The organism is Micromonospora sp. BQ32 (assembly GCF_059358895.1).
In genome coordinates this window covers 266634-291162 of the sequence record NZ_JCADBI010000005.1, presented here as the reverse complement: position 1 = coordinate 291162, position 24529 = coordinate 266634, and the positions used below count along the sequence as shown (strand labels likewise).

Below are 24529 nucleotides of genomic sequence, written 5' to 3'. Positions count from 1 at the left end.
GGCTCCGGAGCGTCCAGCCGTTAACTTCAGGAGGTGGAATCAGTGCAGCCCCCCGCCGGTTCCCAGGTCTCCCGCGTACCGGCCCAGCGGACACCGTCCGAGCAGCTGCCGCCCGCCCCGGCACCGCCGGCACCGCAGCCGCCACGCCGCCGGATGCGGACGGTGCTCACGGTCGTCGCCGGCGTGCTCGCGCTGCTCTGCCTCGGCGGGGTCGCAACGGCCTACGTGTGGTACGACCGCGCCTCGACGCCCGACCGCAGCACGCCGGACGTTGTGGTGGCTAACTACATTCAGTCATTTCTGGCGGACCGAAACGACGCGAGGGCAAGTGAGTTTGTCTGTCAGGGCGGTACGGATATCGGCGGTCTGCGGCTTCTTCGGGAGGATTTGGTAGCGCGTGAACTCCGTTTCAGCACCAAGATTTCGACAAGCTGGGAGAATTTCACTGTTCAGCGGCAGGGCGACACCGCCAGGGTCGAGGTCGACCTCATCCTGTCGGCCTTTGTGGACGGGATATCGCAGAGCGACCGCCAGCGTTGGCGATTTGAGACACGGCACGAAGACGGCTGGCGGGTGTGTAAGGCCGAGCGATCTTGAGCAGACTTACTCGATCCAAAGCAGGTGAACCGGAACCTCCAGGGTGGTCGGTGACTGACTGCGCCAGGCCCAGCGATACCACTCCACCTCGGGTGTGATTCGCACGCAGATGTCCCCTTCGGCACCCGAGTAGGTCTCGGTGACCGCCCGAAGGTCGCGGTGCTCCAGGCCGCCCTCGACGTGCACCACCCGCCGACCGGTGACCGCGTCCGCTTCGAAGACCGGTGTGGGGGTCCGGTGTGCCGGGCCGTCCAGCGAGACCAACCGGATGCCCGTGTCCCGGGCGCTCTCCACCGCCGGTCGGCTGCCGACGGTCTCCACCCAGACCCGCTCCACCGGCACCAGCGGTGCGAACACCTCGACCTGGTCGGCTTCGGCCCGGTACCACTCGTGCTCGGGGATCACCGGCACGTAGGTTCGGGCGCTCTGCACCACCCGGTCGTCCGCGCGCAGGTCGCCGCGCCAACCCAACCCGGGCAGCCCGACCAGCACCCGTCGCCCGCGTAGCTCCACGCGCTCTGTCGCGGGGATTATGGCGAGCGGTCTCGGCGGTTGCGGGGCCCAGTCGGGCTGGTCGGCGAACGGGTCAGGCAACGGTCCGGTCATACCCGTGGTGGCCTCACTCAGCGGCGCGCAGCGGGGCACCCCGCTCGCGCATGAACGGGACCGGGTTCACCGCGCCAGACGCGTTGCGGTCGTTGCGCAGGTGCACCTCGAAATGCAGGTGCGGGCCGGAGGAGTTGCCACTGCTGCCGACCTTGCCGATCACCTGCCCGGCCGTCACGATCTGGTCCTTCTTGACGAAGGGCTGAACCACCATGTGGCAGTACCGGGTGATGTAGCCACCGGCGTGTAGCAGGTCGACGAACCAACCACAGCCCTTCTTGCCGGGGAATCCGTCCACGTTGCAGTCCTGTCGGCCGCGGTAGTCCTCGTCGCAGGTGGAGACCAAAACCCGACCGGTCGCTGCCGCGCGGATCTCGGTGCCCTTGGCCGCACCGATGTCGACTCCGTTGTGGCTGGGTCGGCTGGCGGTGCGGAAACCGGAGCCGACACTGCCGGGGATCGGCGCGGTCCAACCGGAGGCGGCGATCTGGCCGCGCTCGGCCGCGTTGCACACCGCCTTGCCGTTGATCTCGACGGTGCGGGCCGCACCGCCAGCCAGCGCGTCCACGATCCGGCTGGCTACCTCTTCATGCTTGGCGTACGCGTCCGGGTAAGCGCTGACCTGCACCCGCTGCGCGACCACGGTGAGTGGCCGGCGTTGCCAACCCTCCACCTTGACGAGCTTCTCGTAGAACTTGCGGGCCGCGTACGCGGGGTTCAACCGCTCGGCGACAGTGCCCCATCCCGGCCGCTGCTGGAACAGGCCCAGCGAGTCGTGGTCCGCGCCAACGCCCTCGTGCGGCAGGGCCAGGGACGCGGGTACGCCGCTGTTGGCCAGATTGCGTAGGGCGGACTCCTGCATTGCGGTGGCGAGGGCGACCACCCAACCTCGCGAGGGTACGCCCATGTCCTGGCCGACCTTGATGATGATCGCGGCATTGCGGACCTGGGTGTCGCCGTACTGGGCGAATCGCGGCAGCTTGCCCGCGATGTTCACCGCTCGGACCGGCCCGCACTCCATGCCTGCCATGGTGTCGCCGTTCTCGGCGTCGTCGCCTCCGAGCCCGGTGAGGAAGAACGCCGCGGTGCCGCCGGTGCAGCAGAGCAGGAGCAGCATCCCGGTGAGCACCGCGGCGACCACACCGAGCCGGAGGGGCCCCCGCCGGGTTCCGGCGTTACCAACGTCGCTCATGGCCGCTCCCAGTCCAGAACGTCGACCAGCCAACCATCGTCGGAGGTGACCAGCTCCAACCGGAGCCCGCCGGCATCAAGGGGGAGCAGCAACTCGACGAACGTCTCGGTCCGCTCTCGCATGGTTGGCGGACCCGTGACCTTCTCGGCGGGCACGCTCTCGGGCTCGGCGCCGGTCAACTTCTCCCTCAGCGCCGGCGTGGAAAGTGGCCGCAGGCCAGCCTGCCACTCTTCGCTGGTCATCCCCGGACGGCCCAGCCATGCCTTGGCGAAGCGGTCGGCGGTCTGTTCGGGCGTTCGGGCGCCGGGCGACGTCACGGGTGACGGCGGGGCCGCACTGTTGAGTAGACCGTCGTCGCCGGCCGTCGGGTCCACGGTGATGATCGGCCCATCCGGACGGCTGCTCAACCCATCCGCGGAATCGGCCGGGTTGGAGATCAGCCGGGCCGCCCCGAGCACGCTGACGACCACCATCCCGATCAGCAGCGCAACGCCCAGTCGGGACCGCAGCGCTCGAGTGAAGAGGAATTCCAACGCCCGTCGCATGACCGTCACCTCGCCTCTGAGCGCACCCGAGGTCCGGCGCGATCCGGTGCTCGCTCGGTGGAGCCCGGGCGGTAGACCACGAACGACGGGTTCTCAGCCGGTACATCCGGCTCGGTCCAGGTCGCCGGCTGTCGGCGTCGGGGCTGCGGGGCGACCGGGCGGCTCCGACCTCGACCCTCCGCCGTCGGCGTCTCCTCGGACCCCTCTCGACCGTCCGGGCGCACCGCGTCTGCGCGTCGGCCTTCGGCCGCAGCGGTCGGCACCGGGACCGGGTCCTCCCGCCGTGCCTCCGGCCGTAGCCGGGTTTGCAACGCGTCGGGTGACCGTCGACGTCCGCCCACCGGCTCGGCGGTGCCGCCCGGCTCGGCCACGTCCAGCCGAGCGGCGGTCCGCATGTCGCGGAAGAACCGGCGGTGCCAGGACCCGGCCGAACTGACCGCTTCGCTGCTGTCCTTGCCGCCAAGTTGGGTGATCCGCCGGTACGGGCGCAGCAGCAGCCATCCGACCACCCCGCAGAGCCAGACCAGCACCACCTGAAGCCAACCCGGCAGGGTGGGTGTGCTCATGATCAAATCAACTGCGAAGAGGTAGATCGCGGCGCCGGTGCCGAAGATGGCAATGTTGAACACTGCGGCAACGACCGCATTGGCCAGCCGGCGCAGCCCGGCGCTGGCCGGTCGGAGTAGACCGATCGTGCCGAGAATCGGGGCAGCGATCACCGCCCACCGGAAGATCAGGAAGCCGAGTAGCACAAGTACTGATGCGGTGAGGTCGAACATCGCGAAGAGCACGGCCGCGAGCACCGCGATGAACCCGGAGCCAATCCGGTCCATGTCGCGGGTTCCCGTCAGGAACTCGTAAGCCTCCGGGTCTTCGGTCTTGATCTGCTCCGCGACCGTCATCCACTGCTGCTGTTTGGCCTTGATTACTACATCACGAGTGGTGGGATTGGAGCGGACTGATTCCGCCTCACCCCAGCTTAGCGATTTGGCCTCGTAGAGTGCCCGGCCGTATTTCTTCGCGGTCTCGCTATCGGCTGACCCAAGTACGCCACGCAGCCAGTTGCGGTAGAGCATCGACTCGGTAGCTGTGTCGCTGGCCCGGACGGCCGGTGGCCGCTTGTCGACACAGGCGTCCGGGTTGGGAAGTACACACTTGTCGGTCGGGATATCTTTTGACGCCGGACCTAGTGCATCATGCACGACGCCGAGCGAGGTGATCAGGGTGCCGTCGGCGATGTTCGCCGACTTTACCGGCCAGGCGGCCAGCGCGGTGACCGCCACCATCACCAGTAATGCCCACCCTGCGGTCGTCATCGCATTGCTCATGTCTGATTGGCGGGAGCGCCAGAGCAGGTAGAGACCCACCACGCAGAGCGTGATAATTCCGAAGACGCTGAATACCTTCTCGTATACGCCTTTGGTGGCCTTCTCCACCAGCGGGTCGGCCCAATTCCACATCGAGCGAGGATCCCAGGCCCGTTCTCGCAGGGCGTTCGAGGCGCCTATGACCGCTGTGGCGATCATGAGCTCACCGTTGGCGACGGTGGTGGTGAATTTGTAGTCAGGATGGAGAATGGTGGAGGCGCAGCCACCCTCCACGTTATAGGTATTGAAGCTGTAACCGCCGTAGCCGGAATCGCTGTAGATGCCCTTTGGCCCGGGCAACTTGGACGAGTCCGGGCGGGAGGCGAACCAGCCGGCAAGGCCAGAATCCGGCGCGGACGGGACGGGTGGCTTCCGGCAGTCAATTTCGGCCTGGCTGACCTGCTTCAGCTTCGCCAGGCAGGCGCGGAGGTCGGCTTGCCATTCGGCGGTGGTGCAGAGGTCGGCGCGGGCCTGGGCGGTGGGCGGCGCGGCTGCCGCAGCCTCCGCGCCGATCAGCGGCCAGGTGAGGCTGGTCCCGGCCAGTACGCCGAGGGCGAGCAGGAACGACATGACCCTTGCCCAGGCCCTAGGGCCTGGGTCGCGACCCTCGACCCGCCTGGACTTCGCCTCGGCTTGACCGAGGACCTTGACCCAGGCCCTAGCCATGTCACGCCTCCAGATCCGGCAGGGGGATGCTCGGCAGGACGCCGGCCGCTGCGGCGATCGCGGCGGGCGTCGTGTCGAGGTGGTCCAGCAGCCCTTCGACGTACGAGACGTCGACTCGGACCTTCTGCACCCGGCCGTCGACGTCGCGCATCACGAACTCGCGGAAGCCGAGACGGCTGGACGAACTGGTGTCGGCGGCGGAGAGCGAGGCGAGGGTGGCCTCGTACCCGTCGTTGACCGGCACCCGCAGCAGCCGCAGCGCTTCGGAGGCGATCTCGGCGTCCTCGGCGATCCGGCCGACGAAGACGGTGGAGACGAGGTTCTGCACGTCGAGGCCGAGGATGTCGCGCGGGTTCTGGGAGGCGACCAGCGCGGCCAGGTTCCACTTGCGGGAGTCGCGGGCGAGCCGGACCAGGAAGGAACGCCCGGACCGCCAGCCTTCCATGAAGTGGGCCTCGTCGAGGCCGACGAGCTTGCGGGACGACATCGAGCCGCCGTAGCAGCGCCGGACGGCGAGCCGGTGCGCGGTGTGCAGCATCGGCAGGGCCAGGGCCTCCTCGGCCGACCAGTACTCACGTTCGATCTTGAGGTCGGGCAACCGTAGCCCGGCCATGGTGATCACGGTGAGTGCCGCGTCGGCACCGAGCAGCCCTTCCGGCGGTCGGCCGAAGAAGAGCATGGCCAGTGGCATCTCGGCGGTGTCCAGCAGGAGGTTGGCCAGTTCCTTCCCGGCGTCGTCGTCGAGGCGGCCGAGGCAGCTCACCACGTCGTCCAGGGTGGAGGTCTCCTCGGCGGGAACCTGGCGGACGGCGTGCCGGAAGAGGGTGGCGGTCGACGCCTCCCTGGCCACCTGCGGCGGGACGAGCATCATGCAGATGTCCTGGACCAGCATCCGCCGCTCGGCTCGGGCGTTGGAGACCGCGATCTCGAACTCCCGGTCGCCGGCGGCCCCGGTGCCGAACTCGGAGCGCAGCGGCGTCGGGATGAGCGAGTAGGGCGCCAGGGTGCCGTGCTCCGAGCCGGTCAGGTTCAACACCCGGGAGTACGGCCGCAGTTCGGGCATCGCGCAGAGGCGGGCCAGCGGGCCGGACGGGTCGAGCAGGGTCACCTGGACCCCTCGGCGGGCGGCCAGGTAGCCCAGGGCGCCGAGCAGGGTCGACTTGCCACCGCCCGGTTCGGCGACGAAGACCGCGAGCCCGGAGCGTTCCCGGACCTCCATGGGGAAGTGCAAATCGAGGAAGACCGGGCGGCGGCAGGTGCCGGCGGTACGGCCGATCAGGTCGCCCCGCCGGTCGCCCACGTTCGAGGCGGCCTGGGGGAGCGCGGCGGCGAGCAACGGCACCGGCATGCGACGGACGTAGCCGGTGTTGGCGATCGGCTCGCCGGGGATGAACTCGCGGGCCAGCCAGTCCTGGTTCTTCGGGTGCTGGAGCGAGATGCGCAGCTCCCGGGAGTAGAGCTGGATGAGCCGGCGGGCCCGCTCCAGGCATTCCTCCCTGGTCCGACCACCGACCGCGATCCGGTGCCAGCCGTGCGCACGGGCCGAGTCGACGGGCAGACCGGTGGTCATCTCGTCGCCGATCACCAGGGCGCGCTTGGCGAGTCGTTCCAGCTCAGGGGGTGCGTCGATGCCGTGTTCGGCGTAGTCGAGCTGTTGTGAGCGGATCATCCGCAGCCGGTGTTCGAGATTGCGGAAGGAGTCGCCGGAGCCGAGGATGTCGACGCGGGTGGAGATTTCCATCGGCCAGGGCAGCCGCTCGTGGAAGTGCAGCCAGGGCTCGTGTCGTTCCGGGATCTCCAGCGGCTCCATCCGGCCGACCGCGAGCACGGCCACGTGCCGCTCCTCGCCGGTCATCCGATTGACCAGCTTGACCGTCGAGCCGTACGGGGTGCGGTAGCGCTCGACCTGCTCGGTCATGGCGAGCAGGTCGCCGCGCTCCCAGCGCCCGTCGGTGACGGGGGAGAGGGTGCTCGGCGGCGACATGCACAGTGCCACCGAGCGGTAGAGCAGCCACTCCAACTCCTGGGCGGTGACCCGCCGGCCGCGCATGCCGAACGCGCCGAGCACCTCGTCGAACTGCTCCACGGTGCGACCGAGTTTGCGGCGTTCCCCATCGGCGGTGCCCCGGCCGAAGGTGCGCAGCAGCCGCTCGGTGAGCGAGTCGCCGAGCGAACGGCGGGCGAAGGTGACGCCCAGGTAGGTCTGCCCCTCGGCGTGGTTGACCGCCATCAGGTGTCGTTGGGCGGCGACCAGGTGATCTGCCCAGCCGGTGGTGCCGGGTACGTCGGGCAGCGGTGCCGAGGTGTGCGTGTCGATCGTGCGGGCCCACTCGTCGGCGGGGAACGGCCGGGTGGTGCGGCGCAGGTGCAGTCGGAAGCCGGCCAGGCCGGCGTACTGCTCGGAGATCGCCGACAGCAGCGCCTCGCGTTCGGCGTCCGGCCGGAACGCCCAGCGGACCTCGGGAAGCCAGTACCAGGCGGTGACGGTGTTCGGCGTGAAGGTCAGGTGGCCGGCGATCTCGGTGATGGCCAACTCGACCGACGGATCCCGATCCCCGAATTTGATCTTCGGGGCGCGAACCCGGGTCGGCTTGACCGGTCGGTCCGATCGGCTCGCGGCGCGTTGGCGGGATGGGGCGATCTCCCTGCCGGTGGGCTCGGTGCCGGTGCCCCTGGGCCGGTCGGGGTCGGTGGTCCGCCGCGCCGTGCGCTCCAAGGCTGGCCGATCGGTGGCCGCGATGCTGGCCGGCTGCTCGGCCGGTGCCGTAGGCCGGGCCGGTTGAGCCGTCGGCGTGGCCGTGGGCCGGCTGTCCGGCAGCGGGCCGACCGTCCGACCAGCGAGGCCGGTGGTCGCCGCTGGCGAGCCACGGCCGGTGGACGGGCCGGGCTCATCCGGCGGACGCAGCATCGGCCGCCGATCGCCGGCCTGATGCGGCACCCGGGACTCGCTGGCCGGGTGGCCGCCGCCGTGGCGTGGCTCGACGGGTCGGCCACCGCTGCCGGGCTGGTCGGCGGGCGTCCACGGTGGCTCCAACTCGGGAACCGCGCGGGCTGGTGCCGGGCTGGCGGCGGGTGGCGGCTGATGCGGGATCGCCGGCTGCTCGCGGGTGCTCGGGCCGGCCGTGACGGCTCGTGCCGTACCGGGTCGGCCTCCGCCGCCGAAGAGGTCCAGGAAGGGGGAGTCGATGTCGGCGTTCTCGCCGGCCGACACGGCGGTGGGCTCGGCCGGTGGCGTCCGGCGAGGGACCGGCCGGGGCGCCTGGAACACACCGACGGCACCGTGGCCGGGCGACGTCACCAGCGCAGGGTCGAGGGCAACCTGGTCCTCATCCTCGGTGTAGTCGAATGAGTGCGCACGGTGACCTGCCGGCGCGCCCGGGCGGCCGGCCGGGGAGCCCGGCGTGGAGGAGCGGCTCATGCGACCGCCTCAGCGACCGTCGGCAGGCCCTTACCCGCGTCCTGTGACGGACCGTTCGACGTACGTCCGGTCATGCCAGCTCCTCCCGAATCCTGATCCGGCTGCCGACCAGGCGCGGATCGCGCTGCTCGACCGCAGGCTCCCGGGTGCGTCGCCAGTCGGTCAGCGCGGTGCGGATGACCACCCGCGCCGGCCGATCGGGGTCGACGTGCCGGAAGATGAACGACGTGGTCACGATGGCGAGCGCGATCTCCCAGGCTGGAAAGAGCTCGACCGTCAACGTGAACAGCCAGTGGATGAACATGTAGAGGGGGACCAGCAGCATGAAGAGCCCGTACTGGGCGTAGGGCAGGTGGACCGGAAGGGTGTAACCGGGCGGCCCGAGGTAGACCAGGCGGGCCCGGTAGATGTCGTCGTCGGTGCGCAGCCGCATCTGGTGAACGCGCCTATTCGAAGATCAGGTCGATCAGGTAATCGCCGACGAAGAAGAGTGTTGCCGCGCCAGCGATGAAGGCGAGCCCGACGATGGCGATCGCGGAGCTGGTCAGCACCTTGGAGATCTCGCCTCGGCTGGCACGGCCGATGAAGATGACGCCCAGGACGGCGAGCAGGATCGGCGCGATCTTGCTGGCGAAGAAGGTGACGACACTGTTGGTGTCGATCCCCTTCGGTGCCGGCTCCGCGAGTGGAGTCGACGCCAGGGTGGAGAGCGCGTGGGCGACGCCGGACGACGCCGTCTCCATGAGCTCGAAGGCGATCACTGGAACCTCCCCATAGCGCGGCCGGCGGTGCCGCGGCGGTGCAATAGGCAAGCCTTGCGGGAAAAGTGCTCCACAGGGCATGGCGTTCTTGACCCTGTGTTCGTTACTCACCACGGAGGGTGGCGAGGTTTGGGCGGATTTTCCCCGCTTCGGCCCTCCCTCCAAGCTTCGCCATCTCGATGCTGGCCAATTCCAAAGCGTACGGGCCGCCCCGGATTGCGACAAGCCGCGAAGGGGCTGCCTGATACTGCCCGGATGACCGATCGTACACCCGTTCTAATCGGCACGTCAGGGGCGGTGGCGCGGGGCCGACCCGGGTCGCTGGGCGCCGCTGCCGCGACCGGTACCGTCTACTCGTGACCGATCTGGTGCGGGCTCCGGGCCCGGTGGTGATGGGCGTCCTCAACGTCACACCGGACTCCTTCTCCGACGGCGGACGGTACGCCGACCTGGACGCCGCCGTCGGACACGGCGTCCGTCTGCGCGACGCCGGCGCGCACCTGATCGACATCGGCGGCGAGTCGACCCGCCCGGGTGCCGAGCGGATCGACGCCGCGACCGAGGCCGAGCGGGTGTTGCCGGTCATCCGCGAGCTGACCGCCGCCGGCGTGGCAGTCAGCGTCGACACCAGCCGCGCCCGGGTCGCGGAGGCCGCCCTGGCCGCCGGCGCGGCGGTGGTCAACGACGTCTCCGGTGGCCTGGCCGACCCGGACATGGCCCGGGTGGTCCGCGACGCGCACTGCCCCTGGGTGCTGATGCACTGGCGTGGCCACTCCCGGGCCATGCGCGAGCTGGCCACCTACACCGACGTGGTGGCCAACGTCCGGGCCGAGTTGGCCCAGCGGATCGACGCGGCGCTGGCCGCCGGGGTGGCCGCCGACCGCCTCATCGTCGACCCCGGGCTGGGCTTCGCCAAGACGGCCGCGCACAACTGGGAGCTCAGCGCCCGCCTGCCGGAGCTGCTGGAGCTCGGCTACCCGCTGCTCTTCGGGGCGAGCCGCAAGTCGTACCTCGGCGGGTTGCTCGCCGCGCCGGACGGTACGCCGCGACCGACCGCCCAGCGGGAGGCGGCCACCGTGGCCACCAGCGTGCTGGCGGTCGCCGCGGGCGCCTGGGGGGTACGCGTGCACGACGTGCAGGCCACCGCCGACGCGCTCGCCGTCTGGGCCGCGACCGGCAGCCCGCACCTGGCTGTGCCGTCGCGCGACGAGAAGCGAGCGCAACACGATCACGAACATGAGGTACGGCGATGACGACGGACCGGATCCACCTGACCGGCCTGCGGGCACGCGGCCGGCACGGGGTCTACGACTTCGAACGCGTACAGGGGCAGGACTTCGTGGTCGACGCCGTCCTGGAGCTGGACCTCGGCCCGGCCGCCGCCAGTGACGACGTCACCGCCACCGTGCACTACGGGGAGCTGGCCGAGCGCCTGGTCGCGGTGGTGACCGGCGAGCCGGTCAACCTGATCGAAACCCTGGCGGACCGACTCCTCGCGGTCTGCCTGGCCGACGAACGGGTCGACCTCGCGACGATCACCGTGCACAAGCCGGAGGCTCCGGTGCCGCACACCTTCACCGACGTGGCCGTCACCATGACCCGGGCGCGGGCCCGGTGACCCGGGCGGTCCTCTCGCTCGGCAGCAACCTGGGCGACCGTCTGGAGCACCTGCGCGCGGCCGTCGCCACCCTGGGCGACGCGGTGCTCGTGCTCTCCGGGGTGTACGAGACTCCACCGTGGGGCGACACCGACCAACCCGCGTACCTCAACGCGGTGGTGCTCGCCCAGGACGAGAGCGCGACCCCGCGCGACTGGCTGGAGCGGGCCCGCGACGCGGAGCGCGCGGCCGGCCGGGTCCGTGACCCGCAGCGGCGGTTCGGACCGCGCACCCTCGACGTGGACGTGATCGCGGTCTGGGGTGACGACGACGAGCCGGTGCTCAGCGACGACCCGGAGCTGACCCTGCCGCACCCCCGGGCGCACCTGCGCGCCTTCGTGCTGCGCCCGTGGATCGACATCCAGCCGTACGGTCGGCTGCCCGGTCACGGCTGGCTGACCGACCTGCTGACCACCGGCCCCGCGGCGGACGAGGCGTTGGAACTGCGTCCCCGGCCGGAGTTGGCGTTAGAGTCGACGGCATGACCGAGCGGAACCGGCCGGCATGACGCAGGCGAAGCCCCCACCCCGCGGGTCGGGCCCGGACGGGTCCCGGATGGGCCCCACCCGGATCTCGACCCTGGTCGTGGCCGGGCTGGCCGCGGCGGCAGTGGCCTGGCTGCTGATCAGCACCCTCTACTACAGCGGGATTCCCCGGCTGCCCTGGCTGCCGGTGGTGACGCTGGCCGGGCTCGCCGTGCTGGAGGCGTACGCCGCGATCAACACCCGGGGTCGGATCGAGCGCAAGCCGGGCCGGGACCCGGTCAACCCGCTGATGGTTGCCCGCTTCGTGGTGCTGGCCAAGGCGTCGGCGCTGGCCGCGGCGATCTTCGCGGGCTTCTACGCGGGGCTCACCGGCTGGCTCTTCGTGGAGACCACCCGAGCCGCCCTGGACGATCGACCGGCCGCCAGCGGGGGCCTGCTCGCCTCACTGGCCCTGGTCGGCGCCGCGCTCTGGCTCGAGCGCTCCTGCCGGGTGCCGGAACGCCCGGACGACGAGCACGAGCAGGACCCACGGGAGAGCCGCCCCGGCCAGCGCTGAGCAGGGGGTTACGCCCAGCTGCGAGCGCGGGTACGGTGCCTGCGATCGGAGAGCAAGGGCCGCCCAGGGTCCGTCCGCGCGCCGGACTGGGGACGGCCGGCCACTGGGGAGGCGGCGTCATGGGGCACGAAGAAGCGGGCCGGGACCGGTCAGCCGAACCCGCGTCGGAGGTGCCGGCCGCCGTACTGGACAACGTCTTCGACGACCCCACCCACGGTGAGCCCGGCCGGGATCGGATCGGCGTACACCTGGGATGGGAGCTGCTGCTGCTGGCCGGACTGGCGGTCGTGAGCTGGCTGCTCTGGCAGGAAGATCCGGCCGCCGTGCGCGACGGCAACCTGCGCACGCTGCTGATCGACGCGGTCGGGCTGGGGCTGCTCGCCGTGGCCGCCGGGCTGAGTCTGCGTACGGCCGCGCCAAACCTGGCCGTCGGCCCGATCGCGGTGGCCGCCGCCCTGCACTACGCCGAGCAGGGTGACCGCGGATTGCCGGCGTCGATCGGCCCGGCCGTGGCGGTCGCTGCGGTGGGCGGGCTCGCGCTGGCGCTGGCCGTGGTGGTGCTGCACGTGCCGGGCTGGGCGGCCAGCCTGGCCGGTGCCGCCGCCGTGGTGGTGTACATCGAACGCCGCTCGGCGCCCGTGCTGGTACAGGGCGACTACGACCCCAGGAGCAGCGCCGGTTACCTCTTCGCCGGCTTCGCCGCGGTGGCCGTCCTCGGCGGGCTGTTCGGTGCGATCCGGGCGATCCGGCGGCTCGTCGGCCGGTACCGGCCGATCGCCGACCCGGCCCGTCGACGGGGCGCGGTGGCCGCCGTGGTGACCGCCGTCGCGCTGGTCGTCTCCACGGTGCTGGCCGCTCTCGCCGGCGTGCTGCTGGCCGCCAACGACCCCGGGCCGGTGGCACCCACCCCGGGGCTGGACTGGACGGTGCTGGCGATCGGTGTGGCCCTGCTCGCCGGCACCAGCGCGTACGGTCGCCGGGGCGGCGTGTTCGGCACGCTGCTGGCGGTCAGCCTGGTCACCGTCTTCCAGGTGTACGCGCCGGAGCGCGGGTGGACGCTGAGTAACTGGGTGGTCGGCGGGGCCGCGCTCGGCGTCGGGTTGTTGGCCACCCGGCTGGTCGAGACGCTCGGGCGGCCCCGACCGGGTGGCCCCGAGAGGCCCGAACCGGTCAGCGACGGCACGATCAGCTCGGGCTGGACCATGCCGCAGCCACAGTCCGTCGACAACTGGCCTCCCACGCTGCCGACCCAGGCCGCCCCCCAACCGGTCGACCCGTGGCGGGATCCGCGGTGGGAGGACGGCCCGCGGCGGTGGGACACAGACGAGCGGTGAGCCGCGTCGCGTCCGCCGAGCCGGAGCTGATCTCGACCGTTAGGCTCGGCGACATGACCGACACACCTGCCGCCACCCCCGGCGGAACCTCGTTCGAGGAGCTTGACGCGCTGTCCACCGAGGAGCTGCGGGAGCGGGCGTTCGCCCGGGCCCGGGAGCGTCGGGACGTGGGCTTCTACTGGTCGGTGCTGCGCCACCTGCCGAACGCGGACGAGGCCACGGTGCTGGACGGCGCCCCGAACTCGATCGGCCCGACGATCGACGAGGCCAACGCGCTGTGGCGGGAGCTGACCGGTCACGGCTACGAGGAGGCGGCGCCGCTGCTGCGGGCCGCCTTCATCGACTACCTGATGAAGCACTGAGCCGCTCGGGGCAGCCCAGGTCCGCCCGAGCCACCGGTTCGGGGCCTGGGCGGATCGCGTCGCTCATGCACCGCTCCGGCCCGGTCAGCCGCTACGGCACGGCCGCCGGCACCGGCGCGCTCGCCGTGTTGCTCCTGGTCGGCATCTGCGGCAGTCCGGCGTACACCGGTTGGGCCGGCACCCTGACCGACCCGGAGTCGGGCGGCGCCTTCTACGCGCGCCTGCTCGCCTGGCCGGCCTGGCGGCTCGACGCGGACGGGCAGGCCGGCGGGTTGTTCGCCGCCGACCTGCGGGCCGTGCTGCTGGTGGTCCTCGCGGTGGCTCTGCTCTACCTGTTGCCCGCCGCCCAGGTGGCCCGGGTTCCCGGCCCGGTCAGCCAGTTCTTCTCCGGCTGGGCCGCGTACGTGCTCGCCGGCGGGCTGGCCGCCGTGCTGGCGGCGCTGCTCGGCCCGGCGCCGTCACTGCTGGGGGCACTACAGGACGCCAGCACCGGTGCCGGTTACGGCTTCCTCACCGGCTGGATCATCGGCATCGCCAGCCTCGGCGGCCGTGCCTGACCCACCGAGGAGGGCCAGCCTCGACGGTCGTGCCTGACCCGACCGGGGCGGATCAGCTGGTCGGGCGGCCGAGGTCGAGGAGACGTTGTCGGCTGAGCGCGCCCACCGGCCGGCCGGCGTCGGTCACGAGGAGCTGGTCCCGGCCCGAGGTGAGCAGGACCGCCAACGCGTCGTACGCGGAACCGTCCACCGCGACGGTGGGCAGGTCCCCTGCGGCGTCCCCGGGCACCGGCTCCAGCGCCTCCCGGTCGAGTGGAGTGACCGCCAGCCGGCGGATGCCCCGGTCGGCGCCGACGAACTCGCGTACGAACGGAGTGGCGGGTGCGCCGAGCAGTGCGGCCGGGGTGTCGTACTGCTCCAGGTGCCCGCCCTCGGAGAGCACCGCGATCCGGTCACCGAGTCGGACCGCCTCGTCGAGGTCGTGGGTGACCAGCACGATCGTCTTGCGCACCTCCGCCTGAAGGCGCAGGAACTCCTCCTGGAGGCGGGTCCGGACGATCGGGTCGACGGCCGAGAACGGCTCGTCCATCAACAGCACCACCGGGTCGGCGGCGAGTGCCCGGGCCACCCCGACCCGCTGCCGCTGGCCACCCGACAGCTCGTGCGGGTAGCGGCCACCGAACTCGGTCGGGTCCAGCCCGACCAGGTCGAGCAGCTCGTCGACCCGGGCCCGGGTCTGACCCTTGGGCCAGCGGAGCAGGCCCGGCACGGTGGCCACGTTGGCCCGTACCGTCTGGTGTGGAAAGAGACCGACGTTCTGGATCACGTATCCGATTCGACGGCGTAGTCGCACCGGGTCGACGTCGGTGACATCCTCGTCGCCGAGCGTGATGCGGCCGGCGGTCGGTTCGATCAGGCGGTTGATCATCCGCAGCACTGTCGACTTGCCGCAGCCGGACGGGCCGATCAGCACCACCAACTCGCCGGACCGGACCTCCAGGCTGAGGTCCCGGACAGCTTCGGTGCCGTTCGGGTAGCGCTTCTGGATGCCGTGCAGGGAGATCGACGCCGCGCGAGGGGATTGGGCCACGCTGGCAGCCTCCGGGGTAACGTCCACGTATGTCCTTCCGCCTGAGCTACCGGGCCGACCCGGGTAACCCCTGGTTCTCCTGGCAGTACGTGCGGGACAACTCTGACACGATCCTCGCCGCGGTGCGTGAACATGCCTCCCTCACCGGGCGAGCGGTGTTGATCGCGGTGCTGATCGCCCTGCCGTTGTCGGTGCTGGCGTACTGGGTCCGTCCGCTCGCCGGTCCGATCCTCGCCGTCAGCGGTGTGGTCTACACCATCCCCTCGTTGGCGCTCTTCGCGTTCATCGCGCCCTACCTGGGCACTGGGGCGACCACGGTGCTGGTCGGGCTGGTCCTCTACGCGCTGCTGCTGATCGTGCGCAACGTGGTGGCCGGTCTCAACCAGGTGCCGCCGGAGGTTCGCGAGGCCGCCGAGGGCATGGGTTACGGCCGGTGGAGGCGCCTGTTCCGGATCGACCTGCCGCTGGCGCTGCCGGGCATCGTGACCGGCGTACGGCTGGCGACCGTCTCGACGGTGGCGTTGGTCACGGTCGGGGTGCTGGTCGGGCACGGCGGGCTCGGGCAGTTGATCTTCGCGGGCTTCCAGAACAACCTCTACAAGGCCGAGATCATGACCGCCGCGCTGCTCTGCGTGGCGCTCGCGGTCGTGCTCGACCTGCTGCTCATCCTGGTCGCCCGACTGGTGGCACCCTGGTCCACCCGGAGGACACGGTGACCGTCGCGGCGAACCCGATCGGCCAGGCGATCACCTGGATCAACGACCCACTGAACTGGACCAACCCCGGCGGCATGCTGGACCGGCTCGGCGAGCACCTGACGATCTCCGCCCTGGCGGTGGCGCTCGGCTGCCTGGTGGCCTGGCCACTCGGGCTCTGGCTGGGGCACCTCGGCCGAGGTGGCGGCCTCGTGGTGCTGATCTCCAACGCCACCCTGGCCATCCCCACCCTGGCGTTGCTGACCATCCTGCCGGTGGCCTTCGCCAGCGGCTTCGGGCGGACGCCGGTCGTGGTGGCACTGGCCGTCTTCGCCGTGCCGCCGCTGCTGGCCAACGCGTACACCGGGGTGCGGCAGGTGGACCCGGAGGCCCGCGACGCGGCCCGGGGGATGGGTCTGTCCGGCGGACAGTTGCTGCGCCGGGTGGAGTTGCCGCTCGCGGTGCCCTATCTGGCGGCCGGCTTTCGGACCGCTGCGGTTCAGGTGATCGCGACCGCGGCGCTGGCGTCCTTCGTCAACGGCGGCGGCCTGGGCCAGATCATCCGGACCGGCTTCGGCATCGGTATCGCGGCCGGCGGCGGGCAGATCGTCGCCGGCGGTGTGCTGGTGGCCGGGCTCGCGCTGCTCGCCGAGGTGGTCCTCGGCGGCGTCGAACGGCTGGTCACCCCCAAACCGCTGCGGCGTGGCCGGCAGCGGATGGGGCGGCCCCGCCCCGCGGATGCCACCGGGAGCGCCTGACCCCTCCGGGTGAGCCTGCGTCGAGCGGGCGGCCCGGGCCCGTCCAATCGGTGACGATGGGGTGACGAAGTCCATCCCAAGTTGTCGGTCGGTTGCGGAGCATGTTGGGTGGACATTCGCGGGCGGCCGACAGTCAGGATCGCCCGTCGGACACGCGGCCGGCCCGGGACGGGCCGCGCCGGGACACGGAAGGCGGGCACATGCGCGCACGTACACGTCTGGCGATCGGGGCTGTCAGCGCCGTCGCCGGAGCAGCTCTCCTCACCGGCTGCGGTGACGCCGGCTCGTCCGGCACCGACGCACCCCAGACGAGCGCCTCCGGCGCCGGGTGCGCCCCGGTCGCCGGTCAGCAGCTGATCGCTCTGCAGGACGACAAGAAGCTCCAGAACTCCGACAACGTCATCCCCGCGGTCAACAGCAAGGCGGCCAACCCGCAGCTGATCGCCGCACTGGACAAGGTCTCCGCCGCGCTCGACACCCCGAAGCTGATCCAGCTCAACAAGGCCGTCAACGAGGACCGCAAGACCGCCAAGGTGGCGGCCGAGGAGTTCGCCAGCGCGAACAACCTCACCGCGGGCATCGCCAAGGGCCCGGGCGGAGACATCACGGTGGGTTCCGGCAACTTCGCCGAGAGTCAGATTCTGGGCGAGCTGTACCGGATCGTGCTCACCGCCGCCGGCTACCAGGTCAAGGTGCAGCAGATCGGCAACCGGGAGCTCTACGCGCCGGCCCTGGAGAAGGGCGAGATCCAGGTCGTCCCGGAGTACGCGGCGACCATGGCCGAGTTCCTCAACACCAAGGCCAACGGCCAGAACGCGCAGCCGGTCTCCTCGCCGGACATCAACACGACGGTGACCGCGCTCAAGGCCGAGGGCGACAAGGCCGGCCTCACCTTCGGCACCCCGGCCGCCGCGCAGGACCAGAACGCCTTCGCGGTGACCCAGGCCTTCGCCGACAAGTACGGCGTGCGGACCCTCTCCGAGTTGGCGGCGAAGTGTTCCGGCAGCGCGACCGTGCTGGGTGGCCCGCCAGAGTGCGAGCAGCGTCCGTTCTGCAAGCCGGGCCTGGAGAAGACGTACGGGCTGTCGGTCGGCAAGTTCTCCTCGCTGGACCAGGGCGGGCCGCTGACCAAGAGTGGCCTGCGCGACGGGTCGATCAGCGTGGGCCTGATCTTCTCCTCGGATGGCGCCTTCGCCACCAGCTGAGCCCTCTCCGCACGTGCAGAGGACGCCCCCGCCCGCACCGGGCGGGGGCGTCCGTGCGTCCCGGGGACCCCGTTCCCTCCGATGGACATCGTGGGTAGGCTGCACATCCATGCCAGCCCCGGCCACCTCCGACGTCCGGCGTCAACCATCGCTGCTGACCATGCTCTTCTGGGTGGGCGTCGCCCTCGCGCCGGTAGCGGCGCTGATTCTGCTGGTGGCTGACGGCAACGGCCCGCTGCGCTTCGCCGCGGTGCTCGCCATCCTCGCGGTGGTGCTCATCGGCCTCTCCATCGCGCTGCGGCCCGACGGCGAGGGTGACTCGGCGCGGACCGACGAGCTGCTGGACGAGATCGAGCAGTTGCGTCGGGAGCTACGCAGCGAGATCGTGGCCGCCGCGCAGCGCGGTAACCAAGCGCTCGACCAGGCGCAACGGGCCCAGGAGGGGATCGCCGCGGTGCGCCGCCGCCTCGACGCCAGCGGCGCCGCCCTCGCCGGTGCCGCCCCCGCTGTCGAGCCGGCAGGCGCCGGGCGGGCGCGAGTGGCTGCCGTCGAGCCGCCGGTGGACGACGCGCCGGTGGCCCGTAGCCGGGTCCCGGGTGACGCGCCGGCCGGCCGCGCCCGGGTGTCCGGCCCCGACGACGCGCCCCGCTGGGGGCGCTCCGAGCACCCGGACGACGACGAGCCGGCGTACGCCCGGGAGGCCCCCGAGCCGCCAGCCACCGCCGGGATGTACGGCGGGGAGCGGCCGGCCGCCACCGCGTACGGCTCAGCCCGCCCCCGCGAGCACGACCGCCCCGAGGCGGCGCACCGGCCGGGTGGCGTGGTCCGACACACCGAGACCGTGCACGTCACCACCCGGCACACCGTCGTGGACGGCGGCCCGGCCGAGCCGGCTGGGCGCTACGGCGGCGGGTACGCCGGTCAGTGGACCCCACCCGCGCAGGAGTGGACCCGGGGCAGCGACGCGGACGAGCGTCCCCGCCCGGCCGGCCGAGCGAGGAGCGAGCCGGAAGAGCGCCCCAGAGCCGGGTACGGCGATGAGCCGGGCTGGACGGGCCGCCGCGACGAGCCGGAGTGGACCGATCGGCGCGACGTGTACGCCCAGCCCGACGAGCCCGCCCCGGCAGCCAGGTCGCACCGCACCCCGGAGCGGCCAGCGGTGGATTCCTGGAACAGCCCGGACGATCGGGGCTGGTCGGAGCACCGCGACCGGACGGGTGCCGCAGCACCGGAGCCTGGGCCGCCGCTGCGGGCCGACGACACCGGCGAGTACTGGTCGCAGCTGCGGGCCGGTGACCGGTGGGCCGCCGTCCGCGACGACGAGAACGGCCGGGAGCTGCGGGTCGGCGAACGCCGGGCCGAGGTGCACGCCGACGCCACCGGCACCGAGTACCGGGTGGCCGACCGCTGGGCAGCCGTCCGCCACGAGGAGCCGCGCCGCCACGAGGACGCGGGCCGGTACGAGGAGCCGCGCCGTCATGAGGACGCGGGCCGGTACGAGGAGCGGGAGCCGTATCCCCGGGACGAGCCGGCGCGCCGCCACGACCGCGACGGTGGCCGGCGGGCCGAGCCGGGAAGGCCCGCGTTGCCGGTGGGCGGTGTGCCGGTACCGGACGAGTGGCGTCCACCGCGCCAACGCGGCCATCAGGCGGAACCCGCACCGGAGCGGACCGGCCGGCGGCGGGTCGACGAGCGCTACGGCTATCCGCCCCAGGACGACGTACCGCGTGCCGGCGGCGCGCCACCCACCGACCGCTGGCGGTGAGCGGTCAGGCGAGTCGGGTCACTTGTCGATGTCGCCGACCACGAAGAACATCGAGCCGAGAATCGCGATCAGATCCGGGACCAGGCAGCCGGGGAGCAGGGTGGCCAACGCCTGCACGTTCGCGTACGAGGCGGTGCGCAGCTTCAACCGCCACGGCGTCTTCTCGCCCCGGGACACCAGGTAGTAGCCGTTGATGCCGAGCGGGTTCTCCGTCCAGGCGTACGTGTGCCCCTCCGGCGCCTTGAGCACCTTCGGCAGCCGCGTGTTGATCGGCCCGGTTAGCCGGTCCACCCGGTCGAGGCACTGCTCGGCAAGGTCCAGCGACGCGTACACCTGGTCGAGCAGCACCTCGAAACGGGCGTGGCAGTCCCCGGCGGTCCGGGTGACCACCGGCACGTTCAGCTCGTCGTAGGCCAGGTAGGGGTCGTCGCGGCGCAGGTCCAGGTCGAGCCCGGAGGCGCGGGCCACCGGGCCGGACGCGCCGAACGCGGCGGCGTCCGCGGCGGACAGCACGCCCACGCCGACGGTACGGGCCAGGAAGATCTCGTTACGCCGGATCAGGTGGTCCAGGTCGGGCAACCGGCGACGTACCTCGCCGATCGCCGCGCGGGCCCGCCCGGTCCACCCGTACGGCACCTCCTCCTTGAGGCCACCCACCCGGTTGAACATGTAGTGGATCCGGCCGCCGGAGACCTCCTCCATCACCGCCTGGATGGTCTCCCGTTCCCGGAAGGCGTAGAAGATCGGAGTGATCGCCCCGATCTCCAACGGGTACGAGCCGAGGAACATCAGGTGGTTGAGCACCCGGTTCAGCTCCGCGAGGGCCATCCGCAGCCAGGTGGCCCGCTCCGGCACCTCCATGCCCATCAGGCGTTCCACCGCGAGCACCACACCCAGCTCGTTGGAGAACGCCGAGAGCCAGTCGTGCCGGTTGGCCAGCACGATGATCTGCCGGTAGTCACGTACCTCGAAGAGCTTCTCCGCGCCCCGGTGCATGTAACCGACGATCGGTTCGCAGGCGATCACCCGCTCGCCGTCGAGCACCAGCTTCAACCGCAGCACACCATGGGTGGAGGGGTGCTGCGGACCGATGTTCAGCACCATGTCGGTGCCGAGCTGCTGATCACCGGTGCCGGCGACCAGGCCGGCCCCGGTGCCGACGGTCAGTTCACGGAGGTCCCCGGCGTCGGTGGTCATGCCCGTCATCGTGCCACGGACGGCCCGAGCGGGATGCCGACCGGCTGGCGCAACCACCAGTGCCCGCCGAGCCCGGCCGGGTCGGTCAGCTCGGCCACCGCCGACGCGGCGGCCAGCGCCCGCAGGTAGCCGACCGGGTCGGTGCCGGCCAGGCTGAGCGGCGGTCGCCCGCCGTCGGCCCCGAGCGCCCGCAGCGCCTCCCGCTGGGGGACCAGGGAGTACGCGCACCGGGCGACCGCCGCACCAGCGGAGGCGACCGAGTCGATGGCCACGTGGGCGGTGACATCACTCGACCCGTCGGGCACCGGAGGCACCTGCCGACCACCCCGGTACCCGGTCAACGTCCCGTCGACGGGCCGATCGTCGCGCAGGTGCCCGTAGTCGACTGCCACCGCCAACCCTCGACTGATCTTGCTTACCGCGATGGCCCATGCCTCATCTCGGCTTCGGCCGATCTCGGCTCGCGGGTAGTCACTGCCGGGGGTGTCGGGGCTAGGCCACCACGTGGTCAACCAGTCGAGATCATCGGGACTGACCGGCTCACCGACCGATTCGGCACCGGTGTCGGGGTCGACCAGCAGGTATCGCCAGCCGTCTTCGGTGTGTACTGCGACGTCCAGCGGGACGTTGTCCAGCCACTCGGTGGCGAGCAGCACTCCGGTGATTCCGGCGGGGATCTCGGCTGTCCAGTTGATCTCTTCGGGCAGGTTCTCGGGGCGGTCCGCGTACTCGACGGCTGTGAAGCGAACCCGCGCCGCGAGCGACGGACGGGCGGTGACCAACGACGGCTCGTTGACCGAGCGACGGGCGGCGGCCGTGGAAGTCAGGGTTTCCGGAAAGTCCGCCCGCGGAGGGATCAAGCCTGACCGCCCGGAGCGGGTGGGCTCCCCGGAAACCCCCACCGCGCCCCCGACGGACGCCAGCAGGGCGCGGAGCAGCTCCCCACGCCCAGCCCCGACGTCGATCACGTCAAGTCGCGAGGGGTGGCCGAGGGTCGAGTCCACTTCTGCGATCAGGCGCAGGAGCGCGATGGCGAAGGCTGGGGACGCGTGCACGCTGGTACGGAAGTGGTCGGCCGGCCCGGTGCCGGCGACGAAGAAGCCGCCCGGCCCGTAGAGGGCGCTGGCCATGGCGTCCCGCCACAGGATCGACATCAGTGCGTTCCGCGTTGCGCGTGGGTCACCGTGCCGACCCTACGGTCACGGAATACGAGGCGACTCGTGATCCCCGCACTCACGAGCTGCCGCGTCGATCATGGAGTTGTCGTGGGGGACAATTGCCTTTTCTGCTGCTAAGCCAGGCACCACGTCTCCATGATCGACGCGGGCCGGGCTGGGGCTCGGCCTGGAGTGCAGTCGGGGCGTTGCGGCGGTGGTGAAGGTTTTCACACATGCTTGTCCGGGTTCGGTAGGCCGGGCGCATACTTGCGATCGACCGGTACCCTTTCTCGAGGACTGGATCGTCGTCATGAGCGCACCGTTGCGCCCGCGTCCGGCCGGCCCGCACGGGCCCGCCGCCTCGTGGGATCGCGCCGTTCCCGGCGCCCGCGCCACCTCCCGTCTGCTCACCGTCGGTGTCGTCGGCGCCGGTCGGGTCGGTGCCGTGCTGGGCGCCGCGCTCGCCGCCGCCGGGCACCGGGTGGTCGCCGTCTCCGGCAGCTCCGGCGCCAGCCGCGCCCGTCTCGCCCTGCTCGTGCCCGAGGTGCCCCGCCGCCCGGTCGCCGCCGTGGCCCACGCCGCCGCCGACCTGCTGCTGATCGCGGTGCCGGACGACAAGCTGGCCGGTGTGGTGACCGACCTCGCGGAGCGGGGAGCGCTGCATCCGGGCCAGATCGTCGCGCACACCTCCGGAGCGCACGGCCTGGCCGTGCTGGGGCCGGCCGTCGCGGCCGGCGCCCGGCCGCTCGCCCTGCACCCGGCGATGACCTTCACCGGTACGCCGGACGACCTGACCCGGCTGGACGGCATCTCGTACGGGGTGACCGCCCCGGCCGAGTTGCGCCCGCTGGCTGCCCGGCTGGTCGCCGACCTCGGTGGCGTACCCGAGTGGGTGGCCGAGTCGGATCGCCCGCTCTACCACGCCGCGCTGGCTCACGGCGCGAACCACCTGGTGACCCTGGTCAACGAGGCGACCGACCGGTTGCGGGACGCCGGGGTGTCCCGGCCGGAGAAGGTGCTCGCCCCGCTGCTGCGGGCCGCCCTGGAGAACGCGCTGCGGCTCGGCGACGACGCGTTGACCGGCCCGGTCTCCCGTGGCGACGCGGGCACCGTGCAACGGCACCTGGCCCGGTTGGCGGCCACCGCACCGGAGTCCGTCCCGGCGTACCTGGCGCTGGCCCGGCGCACCGCCGATCGGGCGATCGCCGCCGGCCGGCTGCGGCCGGTGGACGCACAGTCGCTGCTCGGCGTGCTGGCCGACAGCGGTCGGGAGGTGGCGGCATGACCCAGCTTGTGCACACCCGGGCCGAGTTGGCCGAGGCCCGGGCCGGGCTGAAGGGCACGGTCGGGGTGGTGATGACCATGGGCGCGCTGCACTCCGGGCACGAGACGTTGCTGCGGGCGGCCCGGGAACAGGCCGACCACGTGCTGGTGACGATCTTCGTGAACCCGTTGCAGTTCGGGCCGAACGAGGACTTCGACCGCTACCCGCGCACCCTCGACGCCGACCTGGAGGTGTGCCGGCGGGCGGGCGCCGACCTGGTCTTCGCCCCGTCGGTGGCGGACATGTACCCGGACGGGCAGCCCCACGTACGCCTCGATCCGGGTCCGCTCGGCGCCGAGCTGGAGGGGGCGAGCCGCCCCGGCTTCTTCCACGGCGTGCTCACCGTGGTGCTGAAGCTGCTCCAGCTCACCAAACCGGACCTGGCGTTCTTCGGCGAGAAGGACTACCAGCAGCTCACCCTGGTCCGGCGGATGGCCCGTGACCTGGACGTGCCGGTCGAGGTGGTCGGCGTGCCGACCGTCCGGGAGCCGGACGGGCTGGCGCTCTCCAGCCGTAACCGTTACCTGAGCGAGCCGGAGCGGGCCGCCGCGCTGAGCCTGTCCGCCGCGCTGCGGGCCGGTGCGCGGGCCGCCGACGACGGCCTGGACGCGGGGGCGGTGCTGACCGCCGCGCACGCCGCGTTCGGCGCCGGTACGCCCGGTGCCCGCCTCGACTACCTGGTGCTCACCGATCCCGAGTTGGAACCGGGGCCGGTGTCCGGGCCGGCCCGGCTGGTCATCGCCGCCTGGGTGGGCGCCACCCGGTTGATCGACAACGCGGCGATCCACCTCGCCCCGCGCCCCTGACCCGGCCGCACCACCCTCCACCAATCCCGCGAAAGGCCACCCCGATGTTGCGGACCATGCTCAAGTCGAAGATCCACCGGGCCACGGTGACCCAGGCCGACCTGCACTACGTCGGTTCGGTGACGGTGGACGAGGATCTGCTCGACGCCGCCGACCTGCTCCCCGGCGAGCAGGTGGCGATCGTGGACATCACCAATGGCGCCCGGCTCGAGACGTACGTGATCCCGGGCCAGCGAGGCAGCGGCGTGATCGGCATCAACGGCGCCGCCGCGCACCTGGTGCACCCCGGTGACCTGGTCATCCTGATCTCGTACGGGCAGATGGACGACGCCGAGGCCCGGTCCTACCGGCCACGGGTCGTGCACGTCGACGCCGACAACCGGGTGGTCGAGTTGGGTGCCGACCCGGCGGCGGCGGCGCCCGGTACGGCCGGGAACCCGGTACCCAGCCCGCTGGCCGTGTCCGGAGTCTGATCCCGCGTACCGCGAT

The 24529-nt window shown here is 71.9% G+C and carries 25 protein-coding genes; 15 read left to right on the top strand and 10 right to left on the bottom strand.

All coding sequences use genetic code 11. The features are described from left to right. Positions 1 to 42 precede the first annotated feature (42 nt). Positions 43 to 597, top strand: a complete 555-nt coding sequence (locus tag AC5L30_RS13500; protein ID WP_494867676.1) for a hypothetical protein — start codon at positions 43 to 45, stop codon at positions 595 to 597. A 6-nt stretch (positions 598 to 603) separates the two neighbouring features. On the opposite strand, the gene AC5L30_RS13495 is transcribed toward AC5L30_RS13500, so the two are convergent. The 7 genes from AC5L30_RS13495 to AC5L30_RS13465 all read right to left on the bottom strand — a co-directional run bounded on the left by AC5L30_RS13495 (position 604) and on the right by AC5L30_RS13465 (position 9152). Further along, positions 604 to 1203 carry a hypothetical protein gene (locus tag AC5L30_RS13495; RefSeq protein ID WP_494867531.1) on the bottom strand — a complete coding sequence of 200 codons (600 nt, stop codon included), beginning with the start codon at positions 1201 to 1203 and terminating at the stop codon, positions 604 to 606. Between the two features lie 13 nt (positions 1204 to 1216). Continuing rightward, the gene (locus tag AC5L30_RS13490; protein ID WP_494867529.1) at positions 1217 to 2395 is read right to left on the bottom strand and encodes a M23 family metallopeptidase; all 1179 of its coding nucleotides are present in this window, start codon (positions 2393 to 2395) and stop codon (positions 1217 to 1219) included. Next, entirely contained in the window at positions 2392 to 2949 is a 558-nt protein-coding gene (locus AC5L30_RS13485; RefSeq protein ID WP_494867527.1) for a hypothetical protein, read from the bottom strand. The genes AC5L30_RS13490 and AC5L30_RS13485 overlap by 4 nt, the downstream gene beginning before the upstream one ends. After that, entirely contained in the window at positions 2946 to 4877 is a 1932-nt protein-coding gene (locus AC5L30_RS13480; protein ID WP_494867525.1) for an MFS transporter, read from the bottom strand. Before AC5L30_RS13480 ends, AC5L30_RS13485 begins: the two co-directional genes overlap by 4 nt. A gap of 97 nt (positions 4878 to 4974) precedes the next feature. Further along, positions 4975 to 8391 carry an ATP-binding protein gene (locus tag AC5L30_RS13475; RefSeq protein WP_494867524.1) on the bottom strand — a complete coding sequence of 1139 codons (3417 nt, stop codon included), beginning with the start codon at positions 8389 to 8391 and terminating at the stop codon, positions 4975 to 4977. A 70-nt stretch (positions 8392 to 8461) separates the two neighbouring features. Then, the gene (locus tag AC5L30_RS13470; protein WP_053654782.1) at positions 8462 to 8824 is read right to left on the bottom strand and encodes a hypothetical protein; all 363 of its coding nucleotides are present in this window, start codon (positions 8822 to 8824) and stop codon (positions 8462 to 8464) included. A gap of 13 nt (positions 8825 to 8837) precedes the next feature. Next, a complete protein-coding gene (locus AC5L30_RS13465) occupies positions 8838 to 9152 on the bottom strand; it encodes a hypothetical protein (RefSeq protein ID WP_074315118.1) in 315 nt (104 codons plus the stop codon). A 356-nt stretch (positions 9153 to 9508) separates the two neighbouring features. On the opposite strand from AC5L30_RS13465, the gene folP reads away from it, so the two are divergent. The 7 genes from folP to AC5L30_RS13430 all read left to right on the top strand — a co-directional run bounded on the left by folP (position 9509) and on the right by AC5L30_RS13430 (position 14103). Then, positions 9509 to 10405 carry a dihydropteroate synthase gene (gene folP / locus AC5L30_RS13460; protein WP_494867521.1) on the top strand — a complete coding sequence of 299 codons (897 nt, stop codon included), beginning with the start codon at positions 9509 to 9511 and terminating at the stop codon, positions 10403 to 10405. Then, positions 10402 to 10770 (top strand): dihydroneopterin aldolase, encoded by a 369-nt coding sequence (gene folB, locus AC5L30_RS13455; protein ID WP_494867520.1) that lies wholly within the window; start codon positions 10402 to 10404, stop codon positions 10768 to 10770. Before folP ends, folB begins: the two co-directional genes overlap by 4 nt. Further along, positions 10767 to 11294 (top strand): 2-amino-4-hydroxy-6-hydroxymethyldihydropteridine diphosphokinase, encoded by a 528-nt coding sequence (folK, locus tag AC5L30_RS13450; RefSeq protein ID WP_494867518.1) that lies wholly within the window; start codon positions 10767 to 10769, stop codon positions 11292 to 11294. Before folB ends, folK begins: the two co-directional genes overlap by 4 nt. A gap of 19 nt (positions 11295 to 11313) precedes the next feature. Then, positions 11314 to 11850: a DUF3180 domain-containing protein gene (locus AC5L30_RS13445; RefSeq protein WP_494867516.1), complete on the top strand. Its 537-nt coding sequence runs from the start codon at positions 11314 to 11316 to the stop codon at positions 11848 to 11850. Between the two features lie 119 nt (positions 11851 to 11969). Next, positions 11970 to 13184 carry an ABC transporter permease gene (locus AC5L30_RS13440; protein WP_494867514.1) on the top strand — a complete coding sequence of 405 codons (1215 nt, stop codon included), beginning with the start codon at positions 11970 to 11972 and terminating at the stop codon, positions 13182 to 13184. A gap of 53 nt (positions 13185 to 13237) precedes the next feature. Further along, the gene (locus AC5L30_RS13435) at positions 13238 to 13546 is read left to right on the top strand and encodes a hypothetical protein (protein WP_355419548.1); all 309 of its coding nucleotides are present in this window, start codon (positions 13238 to 13240) and stop codon (positions 13544 to 13546) included. 65 nt (positions 13547 to 13611) lie between these two features. Continuing rightward, entirely contained in the window at positions 13612 to 14103 is a 492-nt protein-coding gene (locus tag AC5L30_RS13430) for a hypothetical protein (RefSeq protein WP_494867512.1), read from the top strand. 52 nt (positions 14104 to 14155) lie between these two features. Here the strand turns inward: AC5L30_RS13430 and AC5L30_RS13425 are convergent, their stop codons facing one another. Further along, positions 14156 to 15160: an ABC transporter ATP-binding protein gene (locus AC5L30_RS13425; RefSeq protein WP_494867511.1), complete on the bottom strand. Its 1005-nt coding sequence runs from the start codon at positions 15158 to 15160 to the stop codon at positions 14156 to 14158. Positions 15161 to 15162: 2 nt separating this feature from the next. Here AC5L30_RS13425 and AC5L30_RS13420 point away from each other — a divergent pair, with 2 nt between their 5' ends. The 4 genes from AC5L30_RS13420 to AC5L30_RS13405 all read left to right on the top strand — a co-directional run bounded on the left by AC5L30_RS13420 (position 15163) and on the right by AC5L30_RS13405 (position 19556). Further along, positions 15163 to 15849 carry an ABC transporter permease gene (locus AC5L30_RS13420; RefSeq protein ID WP_494867510.1) on the top strand — a complete coding sequence of 229 codons (687 nt, stop codon included), beginning with the start codon at positions 15163 to 15165 and terminating at the stop codon, positions 15847 to 15849. Next, on the top strand, positions 15846 to 16586 hold the full coding sequence (locus AC5L30_RS13415) for an ABC transporter permease (RefSeq protein WP_494867509.1): 741 nt from the start codon (positions 15846 to 15848) through the stop codon (positions 16584 to 16586). The genes AC5L30_RS13420 and AC5L30_RS13415 overlap by 4 nt, the downstream gene beginning before the upstream one ends. 200 nt (positions 16587 to 16786) lie before the next feature. Further along, a complete protein-coding gene (locus AC5L30_RS13410; RefSeq protein WP_494867508.1) occupies positions 16787 to 17791 on the top strand; it encodes a glycine betaine ABC transporter substrate-binding protein in 1005 nt (334 codons plus the stop codon). A 109-nt stretch (positions 17792 to 17900) separates the two neighbouring features. Continuing rightward, complete coding sequence (locus tag AC5L30_RS13405; RefSeq protein ID WP_494867507.1) at positions 17901 to 19556, top strand: hypothetical protein; 1656 nt, start codon at positions 17901 to 17903, stop codon at positions 19554 to 19556. An 18-nt stretch (positions 19557 to 19574) separates the two neighbouring features. Here AC5L30_RS13405 and AC5L30_RS13400 read toward each other — a convergent pair whose 3' ends face one another. Next, positions 19575 to 20762 carry an NADH-quinone oxidoreductase subunit D gene (locus AC5L30_RS13400; protein ID WP_494867506.1) on the bottom strand — a complete coding sequence of 396 codons (1188 nt, stop codon included), beginning with the start codon at positions 20760 to 20762 and terminating at the stop codon, positions 19575 to 19577. Further along, positions 20759 to 21907 carry an SAM-dependent methyltransferase gene (locus AC5L30_RS13395; protein WP_494867504.1) on the bottom strand — a complete coding sequence of 383 codons (1149 nt, stop codon included), beginning with the start codon at positions 21905 to 21907 and terminating at the stop codon, positions 20759 to 20761. The genes AC5L30_RS13400 and AC5L30_RS13395 overlap by 4 nt, the downstream gene beginning before the upstream one ends. 313 nt (positions 21908 to 22220) lie before the next feature. Between AC5L30_RS13395 and AC5L30_RS13390 the strand changes: the two genes are divergently transcribed. The 3 genes from AC5L30_RS13390 to panD are packed head-to-tail and all read left to right on the top strand — an operon-like array spanning position 22221 to position 24513. Beyond that, positions 22221 to 23195, top strand: a complete 975-nt coding sequence (locus tag AC5L30_RS13390; protein ID WP_494867503.1) for a Rossmann-like and DUF2520 domain-containing protein — start codon at positions 22221 to 22223, stop codon at positions 23193 to 23195. Further along, positions 23192 to 24040: a pantoate--beta-alanine ligase gene (panC, locus tag AC5L30_RS13385; RefSeq protein ID WP_494867501.1), complete on the top strand. Its 849-nt coding sequence runs from the start codon at positions 23192 to 23194 to the stop codon at positions 24038 to 24040. Before AC5L30_RS13390 ends, panC begins: the two co-directional genes overlap by 4 nt. Before the next feature lie 44 nt (positions 24041 to 24084). Continuing rightward, positions 24085 to 24513: an aspartate 1-decarboxylase gene (gene panD / locus AC5L30_RS13380; RefSeq protein WP_494867499.1), complete on the top strand. Its 429-nt coding sequence runs from the start codon at positions 24085 to 24087 to the stop codon at positions 24511 to 24513. The last annotated feature ends 16 nt before the right edge of the window (positions 24514 to 24529 follow it).